This window comes from Massilia sp. Se16.2.3 (assembly GCF_014171595.1).
GTDB lineage: Bacteria > Pseudomonadota > Gammaproteobacteria > Burkholderiales > Burkholderiaceae_D > Telluria.
Genome location: NZ_CP050451.1, coordinates 3,150,861 through 3,165,027, shown reverse-complemented (window position 1 = coordinate 3,165,027; position 14,167 = coordinate 3,150,861). Strand labels below are relative to the sequence as shown.

The following is a 14,167-nucleotide window of genomic DNA, read 5'->3' as shown; positions in this document are numbered from 1 at the left end:
AAGCCCCTCGCTCTACAAGACGCATTTGTGGCACAGGTCTGCGCGGGATCAACACCACGGCCATTGCGGGCCAAAATGCCCGCGCCCGCGCGCATCCGGAGCGAAAAAAACCCGCACAGCGCAAACTGTACGGGTTTCATGTGGCGCGAAGCCTGGCATCCGGCGCCGGGGCGGCGACCGTGCTGGTCGCCGCCCCTGGACTACGCTTTAGTGCTGGTAAGCGCCGATGTCGAAGCCGGTGCTCGCGTTACGTGCGCGGCCATCGATGTCGGTGGTCGGTGCGTAGGTGCTGAGACCACGGCCGATCACAGGCGAGCTGGTGCTCGGCTTGAAGTTCGGCATGGCGGCGGTACGCGAGTAGCCGGCCAGCAGCGGCTCGGTGGTCAGGGTGCCGGTGTGCTGCAGGCCATTGCGCAGCTGCCAGTTGTAGGTCGTGTTCTTGTAGACCAGGTTGTTTTTATAGGTGTTGGCGCTGCCGGTCTTGCCCTGCTCCGAGATGCCGTACTTGTTGTCGTAGACGATGTTGTTGTGCACGTGGACGTTGTTGGCACCAGCGGTCGTGAAGTAATAGTCGCCGCCGCCGACGATGATGCCGAATACCGAGGAGCTCACCGTGTTGTTGATGATCTTGACGTTCGTCGCATCGTGCCACAGGTGGATCGCTGCCGAACCGACGCGGTAGACGACGTTGTTCTTGATCGAGCCCGAGGTGCTGTGATAAATGCCCTGGACATAGGTGCAGCCTGCAGGGCCGATGTCGTGCACGACGTTACCGATGACATCACCCATCACGCCCTTGTAGTAGCTGTCGACGCCGATGGCCGAACCGCCTGCGCTCGAGCAAGGAATCGTGGTGGCGGTGTGGTGCACGTGGTTGCCTTCGATGACGTTGTACGAACCGCCCGTGTAGATACCCAGGGTCCACTTGGTACCGCTCTGGATCTTCGAACCGTCGACTTCGAAGCCGACGATGCTGACGTAGTTGCCGCGGTTGTCCCAGGCGTTCTTGTTGACCGAGCTTGCCGGCGGCACGATCTTCGCGCCCCACTTCGTCGTCGACACCCAGTAGATACGGGCCGTCGCGGTGCCGTTGCCGGTGGTCTTGAAGCCGCCGGCATAGGTGCCCGGAGCGACGAACACGGTCGTGCCCGGCTTGATGGCGGCCTTGGCGGCGCGGGCCAGGGTCTTGAATGGCGCGGCCTTGCTGCCTGCTGCGGTATCCGAGCCGGTCGGCGACACATAATAGTTATAGGTCGTGGCCGGGATGGTGGCGTTCACGGTACCGCCAGGGGTGGCGGTCAGGCTGTCGTAACCGGTCAGGGTGACGCTGGCTGCCGAGGCGGCGGTGGCGCTGAAAGCGATGGCGATGGCGGCGAAGAGGGCTTGCTTTTTCATGAGGAAATTTCCTAGCGTAAAAAGTGAATACGTAACCTTTGAGGGTAGGAAACTTCCTTAGTTCAATCTTTTCTCAAATAAATTTTCTAGGAGTATCAAAGGCTTAAAGGAAATTTCCTGTGGGATACCGAACATCGGGATTCTGGACGATTGTTAAATCCAGGGAGATATCCGACGGCGAAGCGGCGTCGCCCTCGATGCCGGAACGCTCCACCGCAGCGCGGTCAGCCGGTGTCTGCAGAGCGGGCCATGGCTCCGGGAAACGACTCGGTTCTGTGTCGCATTGAATGCCTCGCCCACGGATCCAGGCGAAAAAAAGCCCGCGCAGCGATGGGCTGCGCGGGCAGTGCCCGAGATGGTCGGTCGCCGTGCTTAGAGCCTATCCCGGTAGTCCGGGGGAAAGCTGGTGGCGATGCATGGCAAGCGCGGGCAAGGCGCGAGGAGGCCGCATGGCTGGCCATGCAACGACGAGCAACGCAGCACGCGTTTGTCAGGCGCGCCAGCAGCGACTCCGGACTACCGGGATAGGCTCTTAGTGCTGGTAGGCGCCGATGTCGTAACCCGTCGAGGCGTTACGCGGGCGGCCGTCGATGTCGGCAGGCAGTGCATAGCTTGCAATGCCGCGTCCGATAACTGGCGAACTGGTGCTCGGCTTGAAGTTCGGCGAGGCGGCGGTTCGCGAGTAGCCGGCCAGCAGCGGATCCGACGAAATCGTACCGCTATGCTTCAGGCCATTGCGCAGCTGCCAGTCGTAGGTCGTGTTCTTGTAGACCAGGTTGTTCTTGTAGCTGTTGGCGCTGCCTGTCTTGCCCTGCTCCGAGATGCCGTACTTGTTGTCGTAGACGATGTTGTTGTAGACAGCAACATTGTTCGCGCCTGCCGAGGTGAAGTAGTAATCGCCGCCACCGACGATGATGCCAAAGACCGACGAGCTCACCGTATTATTGACGATCTTGACGTTGTTTGCATCGTGCCAGAGGTGGATCGCTGCGGAACCCACGCGGTAGACCACGTTGTTCATGATGGTGCCGGACGTGCTGTGATAGATGCCCTGGACATAGGTGCAGCCGGCCGGGCCGATGTCGTGCACGACGTTACCGATGACATCGCTCTTCACGCCCTTGTAGTAGCTGTCGACGCCGATCGCCGAACCGCCCGCGCTGCTGCAGGCGATGGTGGTGGCGGTATGGTGCACATGGTTGCCTTCGATGACGTTGTACGAACCGCCGGTATAGATGCCCAGCGTCCACTTGGTACCGCTACGGATCTTCGAACCGTCGACTTCGAAGCCCACGATGCTGACGTAGTTACCGCGGTTATCCCAGGCGGTCTTGTTGGCCGAATTTGCCGGCGGGACGATCTTCGCGCCCCACTTCGTGGTCGACACCCAGTAAATACGCGCATTGGCCGTACCGTTGGCCGTGGTCTTGAAACCACCGTCGTAGGTACCGGGTGCCACGAACACGGTCGTGCTTGGCTTTAGCGCCGCCTTGGCCGCACGTGCCAGGGTCTTGAACGGGGCTGTCCTGGTGCCGGCAGCGGTATCGGAGCCGGTCGGCGACACATAATAATGGTAGGTGGTGCTCGGCGTGGCGAGCGGTGCGCCGGGTGCGATGGGCGTCGGGCCTGGCGCCGGCGGCGTCGGGGTCGGCGCAGGCGGCGGGGCTGGCGTCGGAGCTGGCGCGGGCGGTGGCGTGGGCGTCGGTTTGGGAGCGACCGGTGGCGGCGATACGCGCTTGCGGTATTCGTCGGTTTGCTTGAGGCGGGCTTCGACCTGCGCGATCGTCATCCCGCGGCCCATCAGCCTGGTCCAGTAGGCCAGGCTGGCACTGTCTGGCATACGGTGCAGCAAGGTGCGGTAAGCATCGACAACCTGGCGTGCAGCTGGGGACCGGTAGGCAGCGGAGTAGCCGGCGGAGGCTGTGCCCTCGCCGTCCGTCGGGTAACGATCGGCAGCCTGCGTGGCCGTGGCGGCGCACAAGCTGAGCATGGCGGCAGCGGTGGCACGGGTGACCGGATTGAGGCGGAACGAGCTTACTGCGGTGAGGTGCTTTTTCATGCAAATTTTCCTGACGTATTGAGTGAATGCGTAATCTTTGAGGTGCAGAAACTTCCTAAGTTCAAAGGTTTCTTGGAAATATTTCCGCGGATTATCATGGCCACAAATGTAGTTTCCGAGTAGAAATCACCCGCGCAGGTGCGTTCGATGGCCGCCAACGGCCATCGCGGCGTCATCCCTGCGCGCGGTCGCCGGCATCGACAGACGAAAAAAAACCCGCGGGCCTGGCGGCGACGCGGGTGTAAACCGTGCCCGGGGCAGTCAGTAGACTGCTCAGGCGGCGGAAGGATGCGGGCAGCTCGGTGCCGCAGTGAGTGCTGGTGCTATTCAGGTACTCGGTGCTGTACCGGGCTGCCTGGTGCTTTGCTTAATGCTGGTAGGCACCGATGTCGAAGCCGGTGCTCGCGTTACGCGCACGGCCATCGATGTCGGTGGTCGGCGCGTAGGTGCTGAGACCACGGCCGATCACAGGCGAGCTGGTGCTCGGCTTGAAGTTCGGCATGGCGGCGGTACGCGAGTAGCCAGCCAGCAGCGGCTCGGTGGTCAGGGTGCCGGTGTGCTGCAGACCATTGCGCAGCTGCCAGTTGTAGGTCGTGTTCTTGTAGACCAGGTTGTTCTTGTAGGTGTTGGCGCTGCCGGTCTTGCCCTGCTCCGAGATGCCGTACTTGTTGTCGTAGACGATGTTGTTGTGGACGTGGACGTTGTTGGCACCAGCGGTCGTGAAGTAATAGTCGCCGCCGCCGACGATGATGCCGAACACCGAGGAGCTCACCGTGTTGTTGATGATCTTCACGTTCGTCGCATCGTGCCACAGGTGGATCGCTGCCGAACCGACGCGGTAGACGACGTTGTTCTTGATCGAGCCCGAGGTGCTGTGATAAATGCCCTGGACATAGGTGCAGCCGGCAGGGCCAATGTCGTGCACGACGTTACCGATGACATCACCCATCACGCCCTTGTAGTAGCTGTCGACGCCGATGGCCGAACCGCCTGCGCTCGAGCAAGGAATCGTGGTGGCGGTGTGGTGCACGTGGTTGCCTTCGATGACGTTGTACGAACCGCCCGTGTAGATACCCAGGGTCCACTTGGTACCGCTCTGGATCTTCGAACCGTCGACTTCGAAGCCGACGATGCTGACGTAGTTGCCGCGGTTGTCCCAAGCGTTCTTGTTGACCGAGCTTGCCGGCGGCACGATCTTCGCGCCCCACTTCGTCGTCGACACCCAGTAGATACGGGCCGTCGCGGTGCCGTTGCCGGTGGTCTTGAAGCCGCCGGCATAGGTGCCGGGAGCGACGAACACGGTCGTGCCCGGCTTGATGGCGGCCTTGGCGGCGCGGGCCAGGGTCTTGAATGGCGCGGCCTTGCTGCCTGCTGCGGTATCCGAGCCGGTCGGCGACACATAATAGTTATAGGTCGTGGCCGGGATGGTGGCGTTCACGGTACCGCCGGGGGTGGCGGTCAGGCTGTCGTAACCGGTCAGGGTGACGGTGGCTGCCGAGGCGGCGGTGGCGCTGAAAGCGATGGCGATGGCGGCGAAGAGGGCTTGCTTTTTCATGAGGAAATTTCCTAGCGTAAAAAGTGAATACGTAACCTTTGAGGGTAGGAAACTTCCTTAGTTCAATCTTTTTGCGAATAAATTTTCTTGGAGTAATAAAGAATCAAAACAGTTTATTCCTGTGAAATCGAACACTTCCATGATCCATGTCGTGTCTGGAGCGCCAACGGCGGCAACTAAAACGAAGAGCCCGGTGTCATACGAATAACCAGTCACGGACGCGCGAGGACAACGATGGGCATTTATATGCAATTACGAGAAACACTGAAGGAAGGCGAACTGTATGCCGGTGTCATCCTTGGTAAGGATGGCGCGCCCGACCACCACCTGATTCTCCTGCCCGGCGACGCCGCCGATGTCAGTTGGCCCGGTGCGCTTGACTGGGCAGGCAGCCAGGGTGGCGAATTACCGAACCGGCGCGAACTCTCGCTGCTGTTCGCGAACCTGCGCGAAGAGTTCGCGCGCGAATGGTATTGGTCTGCCGAACCGCACGAAACCCGTTCCCAGCTGGTCTGGGGGGAGAATTTCGCCAGCGGCATCCAGACCGTCTATGGCCGACCCTTCCGTGGCCACGCACGGGCGGTCAGACGGGTAGCAATCGAATAGGGAGGCCGCCGCGGCGCATGCAGCGGCGGTACCGCTTCCCATGCTGCGTCATGGGTCACGAGCCGTGGCCTCTGTGTGTGAACGCCGATGCACGCCAGTCCAGGCCTGTGCTTGCACGACTGACAGCACCGGGAGTGCAGCTGGCCTGGCGTAGCGCCGCCCGGGTGGGCGCCGAGCCAGCCCGACGCTTGCCCAACTGGCGGGCCGGGCGATTTCGCGGCTCGAGCCATGCAGGGCCTGGGCGATGCGGGTGCTGCGCGGCTGCATGCCTGCACAGGCTGGGTCACAAGGTGTGCGCGCCCCGGTGCTTGACGCCTCGACAGGCCGCGCCTCCAGCAGGCGCAGGCTTGGCAACGCGAGCGGAAGCAATGGTCGAGGCGCAGGCCACCAGCTACTTGCCGACGACGCGCGAGCGGATCGGCGTCGGCGCGCCGCTATGTCAGTCGCATGCAGTCGCATGCAGTCGCATGCAGTCGCACGGAGTCGCACGCGCAAGCACGCTGGCGTTGACGGGTGTGCGGTACCGAGCCCGCCCCTGCGCCGGCTCGCTATGCGGAAACGGCATCTCGGCCTGGGCAGACGGGGCAGCGGCACGCCACGCAGCGCCGCCCTCCCTCCGCCGGTCTCGCAGGCAAGCCTTATACGGAGGCCGACCGTGCCTCGGCGGCGGACATGCGCTCGCCGCTCGACCGTGCCGCCATCACGCCCACACCCGGGAGGGGCCAGGCCGAGCACCGTGCCCAGCGATGGGCGCGGCATCCAGCGCATGGCAGCGCTCGTCACGACGCTCGGCTCCTCGCGCTGCGGATCCGAATGGTGGCGTTGGCGCAGCGCCGCCTTGCTGCCCGCGTTGCCCGCATACAAAGCGATCATTTCGCGGACAAAAGGCAGCATGTCCTGCGGTCCGCGGCTGGTCACCAGGTTGCCGTCGCGAACGACTTCCTGGTCGAGCCAGATCGCGCCCGCATGGATCATGTCGTCGCGTACGCCCGGCCATGAGGTGAGCGTGCGGCCCGACAGCAAGCCGCTCGATGCCAGCACCCAGGGGCCATGGCAGAGCGTTGCGATGGGTTTGCCCAGCAGATCGAAGGCGCGCACGAAGTCCCGCGCCTCGGCGGACTGGCGCAGCATGTCGGGGTTCATGAAGCCTCCCGGAATCAGGAGACCGTCGTAGTCGCGGGCGCTGACCTCGTCGACCGTGAAGTCGACCGGGATCAGGTCGGCAGGCTGGTGCAGGTTCATGCCGCGGATCTTGCCCGAGCGAAGGGAGATGATATCGACCTCGGCGCCGGCCGTGCGCAGCGCCGCGACCGGCGCCGTCAGTTCCACTTTCTCGAAGCCGTCCGCGGCGAGCACGGCGATACGCTGTCCAACCAGTTTCTTCCGTCCAGTCATGGTTTCCTCCGTTGAGATGTGTGCGGGGAGTCTACCCCAACGGCGGATAGGGCCGCGTACGGGTCGGCAGCGTTCGCGCAGGCATCAACACCGCCTGGTGGCGCTGCCTGCGCCACATGAGGCGTGCCGCCGCAGCCGGGCAGTCAGCGGGAAAACGAGGCCGGCACCACCGCGCGCCCGACCGGTTCCTCGATGTTGGCGAGGAACCACGCCGTCGCCGTCATCACTGCGACGTGGCGGCGCAGGTTATCCGGATCCACCTTGTCGAGCGTGTCGGCGGCGGTATGGTGGTAGTTGAAATAGGTCGAGTTGTCGATCAGCGGCGCGAAGCTTGGCACGCCCGCGCGCTCCAGACCCGACAAATCGCCGGTCGCGAGCGCATCCTGGCGCTGGAAGACGCCGGCGCCGATCGGCTGCAAGGCCGCCTGCAGCGGCGCGAACAGGGGCGTGGACGCGGCCGGCACGCTGGCGTGCAGACCGAAGGGGCGGCCAGCCCCACTGTCACTTTCGATGGCACCCACGTGGCTGGCCGGATTCGCGGCGACACTGTCGAGGTAGGCGCGTGCGCCGCGGGTACCGTTCTCCTCGTTCATCCAGGCAATCATGCGAATCGTGCGGCGCGGCCGGTAGTCGAGTTTCTTCAGCGTCTCGAATACCGCCATCGCGCTGGCAACGCCGGCGGCGTCGTCATGGGCGCCGGTGGCCAGGTCCCAGGAATCGAGGTGGCCCGACACGACGACAATCTCGCCAGCCTTGTCGGACCCCGGCCAGTCGGCGATGACGTTGTAGCTATCGGCGTCGGGCAGGATTTTCGGCGTCAGCACCAGGCGCATGACGAGCGGGCCGCGCCTGGCCAGGCGGCTCATCAGCATTGCGTCCTCGACCGTGACGGCTGCCGCCGGAATGCGCGCGCCGTCCTGCAGGCCGGAGTTGCCGGTGTGCGGCAGGCGATAATGGCGCCGCCCACCGAGCGCACCAGCGCCGCGGCCGCGCCCATCTCGGCGGCGATGCGCGGGCCATTGACGCGGTAGTTCGAGCCACGGCGATAGGCCTGGCCCGCCAGGCCGACGTCGGCCATCGCCTGGTCGAAGGGCACGTCGAAGAGCACGATGCGGCCATTCACTTCGCTTGCGCGCGCCTTGAGCTCCTCGAAACTCGATACCACGATCACCTCGGCGCGCAGGCCGGCCTCCGGCGTCGCGCCCGATCCGCCCAGCGCGGTCAGCACGACCCGCTGGCTGATGCCGGCCGGGCGGCCGCGGTAGTCGACCAGCTCGCCCGTCTCGAGCCCACGCACCCAGTGCGGCACCTTGACCGGCTGCAGCGTCACCTTCGCGCCCAGCGCGCGCATGGCCTCGGCCACCTGGGTGACGGCAGCCGCCGCCCCGGCCGAGCCGGAGAGACGCGGCCCGATCAGGTCGGTCATGTCCGCCATCCGTTCCCGTGCGTAATTGCTCTGCATCGCGGTATCGCGGATCCGCACCAGGGCCGCCGGGTCGTTGCCGGGACTGGCCGCCTGGGCGACGGAGGCGAACAGGGAGGCGGCCAGCAGGCCGAGGATGGGGGTCTTGATGCGATTCATGCGGACGGTCCTTCGAAGATGGCAGGAAGGGGCACGATAGCGCATTTGGCAACGTTTGGCTGTCTTTACATGCCTCGCGACAAGCTGCCGGGACAGGCTTGCTCAGCCCTGTCCGGCGGTCGCAAGCAGGCAGCCGTTGGGGTACCCGGGGCGAAGGCCACGCATGCAGCTGCACCCAAACTGCGCGCGACGACCGATACGCAGCCCCAGCCGAGCCGTGGGCGAAGGCCACGATGCGCAGCTCGGCGGAACCGCAGGCGGAGGCCACGCTACGCAGTCCCGGCCGAAGCGCAGGCGAAGACCGCTACACAGCCTCAGCCTGACCGCGGGCGTACGCCCGCGCTACGCGGCGACCAGGCGCACCAGCGTGATTTCCGACGGTGCGCCAAAGCGTTTGGGCGGTCCCCAATAGCCGGTGCCACGGCTCGTGTAGACCCAGAGCTTGCGCACGCGGTGCAGTCCGGCGACGAAAGGCTGCTGAAGCGGCACGAACAGGTTCCACGGGAAGAATTGCCCGCCGTGGGTGTGGCCCGACAATTGCAGGTCGAAGCCGGCTTCGGCCGCAGCAGGCGCGCTGCGCGGCTGGTGCGCGAGCAGGATCCCTGACAGCGACGTCGCCGGGCGCGCCGGCGGCGGCCAGTTGGGGGTCGCTGCGGTGCGCCGGGTTGAAATGGTGGGCGGAATAGTCGGCCACACCCGCGATCATCAGCGCGGCGCCGCCGCGGCGGCGCACCACGTGCTGGTTCAGCAGCACCGTCAGGCCGAGCCGGCGCACCTCGGCGATCCACTCGTCCGCGCCCGAATAATATTCGTGGTTACCGGTGACGAAGAACGCGCCGTCCGGTGCAGACAGGCGTGCCAGCGGCGCGGTATGCAGGGCCAGGCGCCCGACGCTGCCGTCGACCAGGTCGCCGGTGACGGCAATGGCGTCCGGACGCAGGGCGTTGACCCGGTTGACGATCGCGTTGAGGTAGGGACGCTTGATGGTCGGGCCCACGTGGATGTCGGAAATCTGGGCGATGGAATAGCCGTGCAGTGCTTCCGGCAGGCCCGCGATCGGTACGTCGACCTGCTTCACCTGCGCCACCCGGCGTGCATTGACGAAGCCGAGGAAGGTCACCAGCAAGGCCAGCAGGGGTACCGCCAGGGCGCTCCAGTAAGTGAGGCCGGGGTTCCCGAGACCGGCGATGCGCGCCAGCAGCAGCACGATGTCGCGCAGGAGGGTCGATACCAGCAGCGACGAAAACATCCCCATTGCCAGCAGGCCGAACCAGGCCAGCCCCTCCGACCAGCGCCGCCTGCGCAGCGACGAGGACAGCAGGCCCACGGGCACCAGCAGCGTCGACAGCAGCAGCAACATGGCGCCGCCGGCCATGCCCGCCGCGCCCAGGCCCATGTCAGGCATCAGGCGCACACCAATATAGACATGCAGGAGAACCAGCAGGACGAGGACGACGGCAAGATTGCGCAAGGCTGACATGTACGCTCGGGAAAAGTTGTTCTCATGCCTAGATGGGGCGGGCACGGCGGTCTGCAAGGGGCGGTCCGCGACGAGCGCCCGAATAATGTTACTGCGTCCGTACCACTTGTAATAATCTGTATAAGGACGTGGCCTTGCGGATGGGTCTCGCTATAGTTCATCCATGCCCGGACGTTGTCGCGATCATTCCGATCCCCGCCCCGGCAAAAGGAAAAGCCATGTTGAACAAAAAATGCTTTGGTGCGGTGATCCTGGCCGCGGCTGCCGTCTCGCCCTCGGCATTCGCCGGCGATCGCGGCGTCAATACGGCGGTCGGCGCGGTGCTGGGCGCAGCCATCGGCCATAGCGCCGGCGGCAGCGGCGGCGCCGTCGTCGGCGGCGTGCTCGGCGCTGCGGTGGGCAACTCGATCGGCGGCCACGATGACCGCCGCTACGGCGGCCGCGGCTATGCTTCGGTCGATTATTACCAGCCGGCCCCGGTGTACGTCCAGCCGCAGCCGGTCTACTACGAGCAGCCACGCCCGGTGTATTACGAGCAGCCGCGTTATTACCGCGGGTCGACCGTCGTCTACGTCGAGCCGCGCCACCGCCACCACAATCGTGGCTGGGACCGCGACGATCGCCGCGGCCGCGATTGGGACCGTGGCCACGACCGCGGCTGGGACCGCGACGGCTATCGCCGCTGATCCCTTCCACGGACATACCGGACGAGCCGCGTCAGCCGACGCGGCTTTTTTTCGCCCTTCCCCCCCCCGCCGCGTTCCGGCCATTTCCCTCCCCTCGGCTAGGCCCCTGCGGCGGCGCCGTGCCGCACTCAGGGGGAACACATGGCAGGAAGCGGCGACATCGTGGCACTGGGCGGGGGCCACTACCGCCTGTGCGAGCAGCTGGGCGGCTCGGCCTACGGCCTGCTCTGGCGCGCCCGGCGCGACGGCTTCAGGGACGTCGCACTCAAACTCGTCAACCGCGAGCAGATGGCAGGCGCCGCGCCCACGCTGCGCCAGCGCTGGAGCGAATGCGCCCAGCGCGAAATCGCCTTCCTCGGCGGGTTGTCGCCCGGGACGGGCGCCACATCGTCCGCCTGCTCGACCAGGGCAGCCACGAGGGCCTTCCCGCGATGGCGCTGGAACTGCTCGACGGCGACCTCGGTGCCCACATGAGGGCGCTGGGCGCGGCGGGGGCGAGCGCATCGCGCTGCCCCAGGCGCTCGCCTGGCTGGGACAGATCAACGGCGCGCTGGCCAAGGTGCATGCGCACGGCTGGCGCTACCTCGACCTGAAACCGGGCAACCTGCTGCTCGACCGGAGGAGCGCCACCCTGAAACTGGCCGACTTCGGCACCAACCGCAGCCTGCTCGATACCGCCGCCCATTCCTACACCGGCACCGCCAGCTGGCAGGCGCCGGAACAGTTCTTTCCGCAAGGTGCCGGCTACCTGACCGACGCCCGCACCGACTACTTCGCGCTCGGCGCGGTCTTCTACTATCTCGTGACAAGCGGCGCGACCCTGCGCTACTGCGGCAGTTGCGCAGCCGCCTGGCGCGAGCACGGCCACGCCGCCGCGGCCCACCTGCGCGAACGCTGGGACGGCGCCCTGCCCGCCATCCTGGCCGAGGACGAAGCAGCGCACTTCGCCGCCTGCGCCGCGCGCGGAGGGGCCGACCCGGCACCATCGGCCCCTGCTGCGCTCCCTGCTGGCGGCGCGGCGCGAAGACCGGCCGCGCCATGCGCTCGAGATCAGCCGCCTCATCGCGGCGGCGGCCGGGGCGGCGCAGCCATGGCGGAGCGTCGCATGAGCGCCGCGCGCATCGGCAGGATGACGGCCGCCGCGCTCCTTGTCCTGCTGTGCGCCCTGATGGCGGCGGCGCTGGTGCGCATGCCGCCGGCCTGGCTGCCCACCCGCGTCGACGTGACCCTGGCCGCGGGAGGCGCGCTCCAACTCGGCGGAAACGAACTGGCCGCGGCCGGCGCCCCCGGCGGGGCCTGAGCCTGCGCCGCGACGACGCCGGCGCCTGGTGGGCGGCCGGGATGGCAGGGGCGCCACCGATCGGCATCGAGCGGGGCCCGGTGCGCACGCGCAGCGGCGCGGTCGCGCTAGGGACAGGCATGCGCTTCCAGCTCGGCGCGCGCGCCTACCGCGTGCGCGAAGCGGGCACCGGCCACCTGCTATTGAGCGACGCGGCCCATACCTGGCGCTATGACGGCGTCCTGCTGCAGCGAGACGGCGCGGCACTTCCGCCTTGTCCCGATGCAGGTGCGGGCGCACGCCTTTTTCTCGGTCTGGCGCCGTATCGCGCCTTCCGCGCTGGCGCCTGCGCGGCCGGTGACGTTTGGCGGCAGCCTCGATTGCGGCAATCGCATCGGCAACCCCGACGTCGATACCGGCGGCGCGGCCATCGTCCTCGAGGATGGCGACCCGGTCCTGCTGGCCGGCGCGGCCCGCCTGCCGCTGCTGGTGGACGCGGCGGGCCTGCCGCGCGAACTCGCGCTCGTCGACTTCCCGCTGGCCGGCGTCACCGCGCTCAGGGTCGGGCGCACCCGCCTGAGCGTAGCCGTGCTTGGCGACCGGCTGCACCTCGAACCCGCCGGCAAGCTCGTCCTGCGGACAGCCCCGCGCGCCGAACTCCCCGCTGGCGTGTCCTGGCAGTGGACGCGCCGCGATCCCCGGGCCGTGCCCGCGCAGGCCTCCTGGTGGGCAGGCCTGGCCGCTGCCGGCGGCGTGCTCGCCGCCCTGCTCGCCCGGCGCGGACAAGGCCGCAAGAACCCGGCCCAGGCGCTGGGCTTCGGCGCCGGCGTCCTGCTGGCCATCCTCGGGCTCGGGCTGCTGCTGGCCGGGCGCCTGGGCGCCGCGCCGGGTGCCGCATGGTCGCTGCTGGCCGCCTGCGCTGCGCTGGCCTGCGTCCTGGCCTGGTGCCGGGGCGGCGGGGTGATCGCCTGCGCCGTGGTGCTGCTCGCGGCCGGCCTGCTGCTGCAGCTGGAACTGGGCACGGGCGCGCCCGACAGCGCCTGGCTGCGCCACTTCCAGAAGACGGCGGCGGCGGTCACGCTCGGCACGGGCCTGCTCGGCGTCTGGACCGCATGGCCGCGTGGCGCACAGCCGGCGCCGGCGCGGGTGGAGGCGGCGCTCCTTGCCCTGGCCTTTGTCGCGGTCGGCGCACTGCTGGTGCAGGTCGGCTGGGGCGACGAGACCGGCGTGTTCGACCTGCAGCCGGTGGAATTTGCCAAACTCGCCCTGACGGCCCTGTGCGCGCACTGCATCGCGCTGGGACTCGGCAGCGGCGACGCGCGCTCTCGCTCGCTGCCCCCCTGGCTGCGCCTGGTCGCGCCCGCGCTGCTGTTCGCCGCGCTGCTGGCGGTGGCCCCGGTGCAGGTCGACGATTACTCGCCGCTGATCCTGCTGCTGGTCTGGGCCGCGGCGATGCTGCTGGCCTGGTCGTGCGCGGCGCGCCGGCGCGGTGCGGCGCTGGCCGTCGCCGGACTGCTGTGCGCCGGCGCGGCTGCCCCGGTGCTGCTGCGCGCGGCCAGCCCGCTGGAAGCGGAAGGCTGGCGCTTCTACGGCGAGCGCTTCGGCGTCTGGCTCGACCCGGCCGCCCATCCGCATACCGGTGCCCAGCTGCTGCTGGGCGCGCAGGCGATCGGCGCCGGCGGCTGGAGCGGCATCGACAGCGCCTTCGGCCTGTCCGCACTCGGCCAGGGCGCGGCCGCGGCGCTGGCGATCCCGGCGGTGCAGGACGACTTCGCGCCTTCCTTCCTGCTGCAGCGCCATGGCCTGCTCGCCGGCCTGGGCTTGTGGACGCTGCAGGCCCTGTTCCTGTGCGCCCTGCTCCATGCGGCGCTGCGCGCCTGGCGCGCGGGTGCGGCGGCGCGCAACTACCACGAGGCCTGGCGCGGCCGCTTCCGCTGTTTCCTGCTGTGCGGCGGCGGCGCCTTCGTGCTCGGCCACTTCCTGCTCTCCTGGGGCACCAACCTCGCCTTTTTTCCCGTCATGGGCCAGCCGATGAGTTTTCTCTCCGCCGGCGGCTCGCACCTCCTGTTTTTCATCTTCCCCCTGCTAGCCGTGGCTGCCGCAGGCGAGTCCACCTTAGAGGAGAATTGA

General features: G+C 67.3%; 11 protein-coding genes and 1 pseudogene. 5 read left to right on the top strand and 7 right to left on the bottom strand.

The annotated features are described in order from the left end of the window. Positions 1–207: 207 nt before the first annotated feature. From G4G31_RS14430 to G4G31_RS14420, 3 genes are all read right to left on the bottom strand, one after another. A complete protein-coding gene (locus tag G4G31_RS14430) occupies positions 208–1,395 on the bottom strand; it encodes a right-handed parallel beta-helix repeat-containing protein (RefSeq protein WP_182988262.1) in 1,188 nt (395 codons plus the stop codon). A 532-nt stretch (positions 1,396–1,927) separates the two neighbouring features. Then, on the bottom strand, positions 1,928–3,454 hold the full coding sequence (locus G4G31_RS14425; RefSeq protein ID WP_182988261.1) for a right-handed parallel beta-helix repeat-containing protein: 1,527 nt from the start codon (positions 3,452–3,454) through the stop codon (positions 1,928–1,930). Positions 3,455–3,821: 367 nt separating this feature from the next. Beyond that, positions 3,822–5,009 carry a right-handed parallel beta-helix repeat-containing protein gene (locus G4G31_RS14420; RefSeq protein ID WP_182988260.1) on the bottom strand — a complete coding sequence of 396 codons (1,188 nt, stop codon included), beginning with the start codon at positions 5,007–5,009 and terminating at the stop codon, positions 3,822–3,824. Positions 5,010–5,255: 246 nt separating this feature from the next. Between G4G31_RS14420 and G4G31_RS14415 the strand changes: the two genes are divergently transcribed. Continuing rightward, positions 5,256–5,615 (top strand): DUF1566 domain-containing protein, encoded by a 360-nt coding sequence (locus G4G31_RS14415; RefSeq protein ID WP_229424997.1) that lies wholly within the window; start codon positions 5,256–5,258, stop codon positions 5,613–5,615. A 48-nt stretch (positions 5,616–5,663) separates the two neighbouring features. Here the strand turns inward: G4G31_RS14415 and G4G31_RS14410 are convergent, their stop codons facing one another. The 4 genes and pseudogenes from G4G31_RS14410 to G4G31_RS14400 form a co-directional block, all read right to left on the bottom strand. Next, the gene (locus G4G31_RS14410; RefSeq protein WP_182988258.1) at positions 5,664–7,010 is read right to left on the bottom strand and encodes a type 1 glutamine amidotransferase domain-containing protein; all 1,347 of its coding nucleotides are present in this window, start codon (positions 7,008–7,010) and stop codon (positions 5,664–5,666) included. Positions 7,011–7,153: 143 nt separating this feature from the next. Beyond that, a complete protein-coding gene (locus tag G4G31_RS28430; RefSeq protein ID WP_308621509.1) occupies positions 7,154–7,882 on the bottom strand; it encodes a M20/M25/M40 family metallo-hydrolase in 729 nt (242 codons plus the stop codon). After that, positions 7,876–8,592: a hypothetical protein gene (locus G4G31_RS28425; protein WP_308621508.1), complete on the bottom strand. Its 717-nt coding sequence runs from the start codon at positions 8,590–8,592 to the stop codon at positions 7,876–7,878. Before G4G31_RS28425 ends, G4G31_RS28430 begins: the two co-directional genes overlap by 7 nt. A 342-nt stretch (positions 8,593–8,934) precedes the next feature. Then, positions 8,935–10,072 (bottom strand): annotated as a pseudogene (locus G4G31_RS14400) (metallophosphoesterase). Positions 10,073–10,290: 218 nt separating this feature from the next. Here G4G31_RS14400 and G4G31_RS14395 point away from each other — a divergent pair. The 4 genes from G4G31_RS14395 to G4G31_RS14385 all read left to right on the top strand — a co-directional run bounded on the left by G4G31_RS14395 (position 10,291) and on the right by G4G31_RS14385 (position 14,167). Continuing rightward, entirely contained in the window at positions 10,291–10,758 is a 468-nt protein-coding gene (locus G4G31_RS14395; protein WP_182988257.1) for a glycine zipper domain-containing protein, read from the top strand. Positions 10,759–10,899: 141 nt separating this feature from the next. After that, the gene (locus G4G31_RS26235; protein WP_229424996.1) at positions 10,900–11,232 is read left to right on the top strand and encodes a hypothetical protein; all 333 of its coding nucleotides are present in this window, start codon (positions 10,900–10,902) and stop codon (positions 11,230–11,232) included. A gap of 85 nt (positions 11,233–11,317) precedes the next feature. After that, positions 11,318–12,058, top strand: coding sequence for a hypothetical protein (locus G4G31_RS26230; RefSeq protein WP_229424995.1), 741 nt, complete (start codon positions 11,318–11,320; stop codon positions 12,056–12,058). Between the two features lie 210 nt (positions 12,059–12,268). Then, the gene (locus tag G4G31_RS14385; RefSeq protein ID WP_229424994.1) at positions 12,269–14,167 is read left to right on the top strand and encodes an FtsW/RodA/SpoVE family cell cycle protein; all 1,899 of its coding nucleotides are present in this window, start codon (positions 12,269–12,271) and stop codon (positions 14,165–14,167) included.

What these genes read in the sequence shown, in the direction of transcription:
- G4G31_RS14385 (WP_229424994.1), top strand. Translation starts at nt 12,269, where the DNA reads ATGACGGCGTCCTGCTGCAGCGAGACGGCGCGGCACTTCCGCCTTGTC.
- G4G31_RS14410 (WP_182988258.1), bottom strand. Translation starts at nt 7,010, where the DNA reads ATGACTGGACGGAAGAAACTGGTTGGACAGCGTATCGCCGTGCTCGCC.
- G4G31_RS14395 (WP_182988257.1), top strand. Translation starts at nt 10,291, where the DNA reads ATGTTGAACAAAAAATGCTTTGGTGCGGTGATCCTGGCCGCGGCTGCC.
- G4G31_RS14425 (WP_182988261.1), bottom strand. Translation starts at nt 3,454, where the DNA reads ATGAAAAAGCACCTCACCGCAGTAAGCTCGTTCCGCCTCAATCCGGTC.
- G4G31_RS28425 (WP_308621508.1), bottom strand. Translation starts at nt 8,592, where the DNA reads ATGAATCGCATCAAGACCCCCATCCTCGGCCTGCTGGCCGCCTCCCTG.
- G4G31_RS14430 (WP_182988262.1), bottom strand. Translation starts at nt 1,395, where the DNA reads ATGAAAAAGCAAGCCCTCTTCGCCGCCATCGCCATCGCTTTCAGCGCC.
- G4G31_RS14415 (WP_229424997.1), top strand. Translation starts at nt 5,256, where the DNA reads ATGCAATTACGAGAAACACTGAAGGAAGGCGAACTGTATGCCGGTGTC.
- G4G31_RS14420 (WP_182988260.1), bottom strand. Translation starts at nt 5,009, where the DNA reads ATGAAAAAGCAAGCCCTCTTCGCCGCCATCGCCATCGCTTTCAGCGCC.
- G4G31_RS26235 (WP_229424996.1), top strand. Translation starts at nt 10,900, where the DNA reads ATGGCAGGAAGCGGCGACATCGTGGCACTGGGCGGGGGCCACTACCGC.
- G4G31_RS28430 (WP_308621509.1), bottom strand. Translation starts at nt 7,882, where the DNA reads ATGCTGATGAGCCGCCTGGCCAGGCGCGGCCCGCTCGTCATGCGCCTG.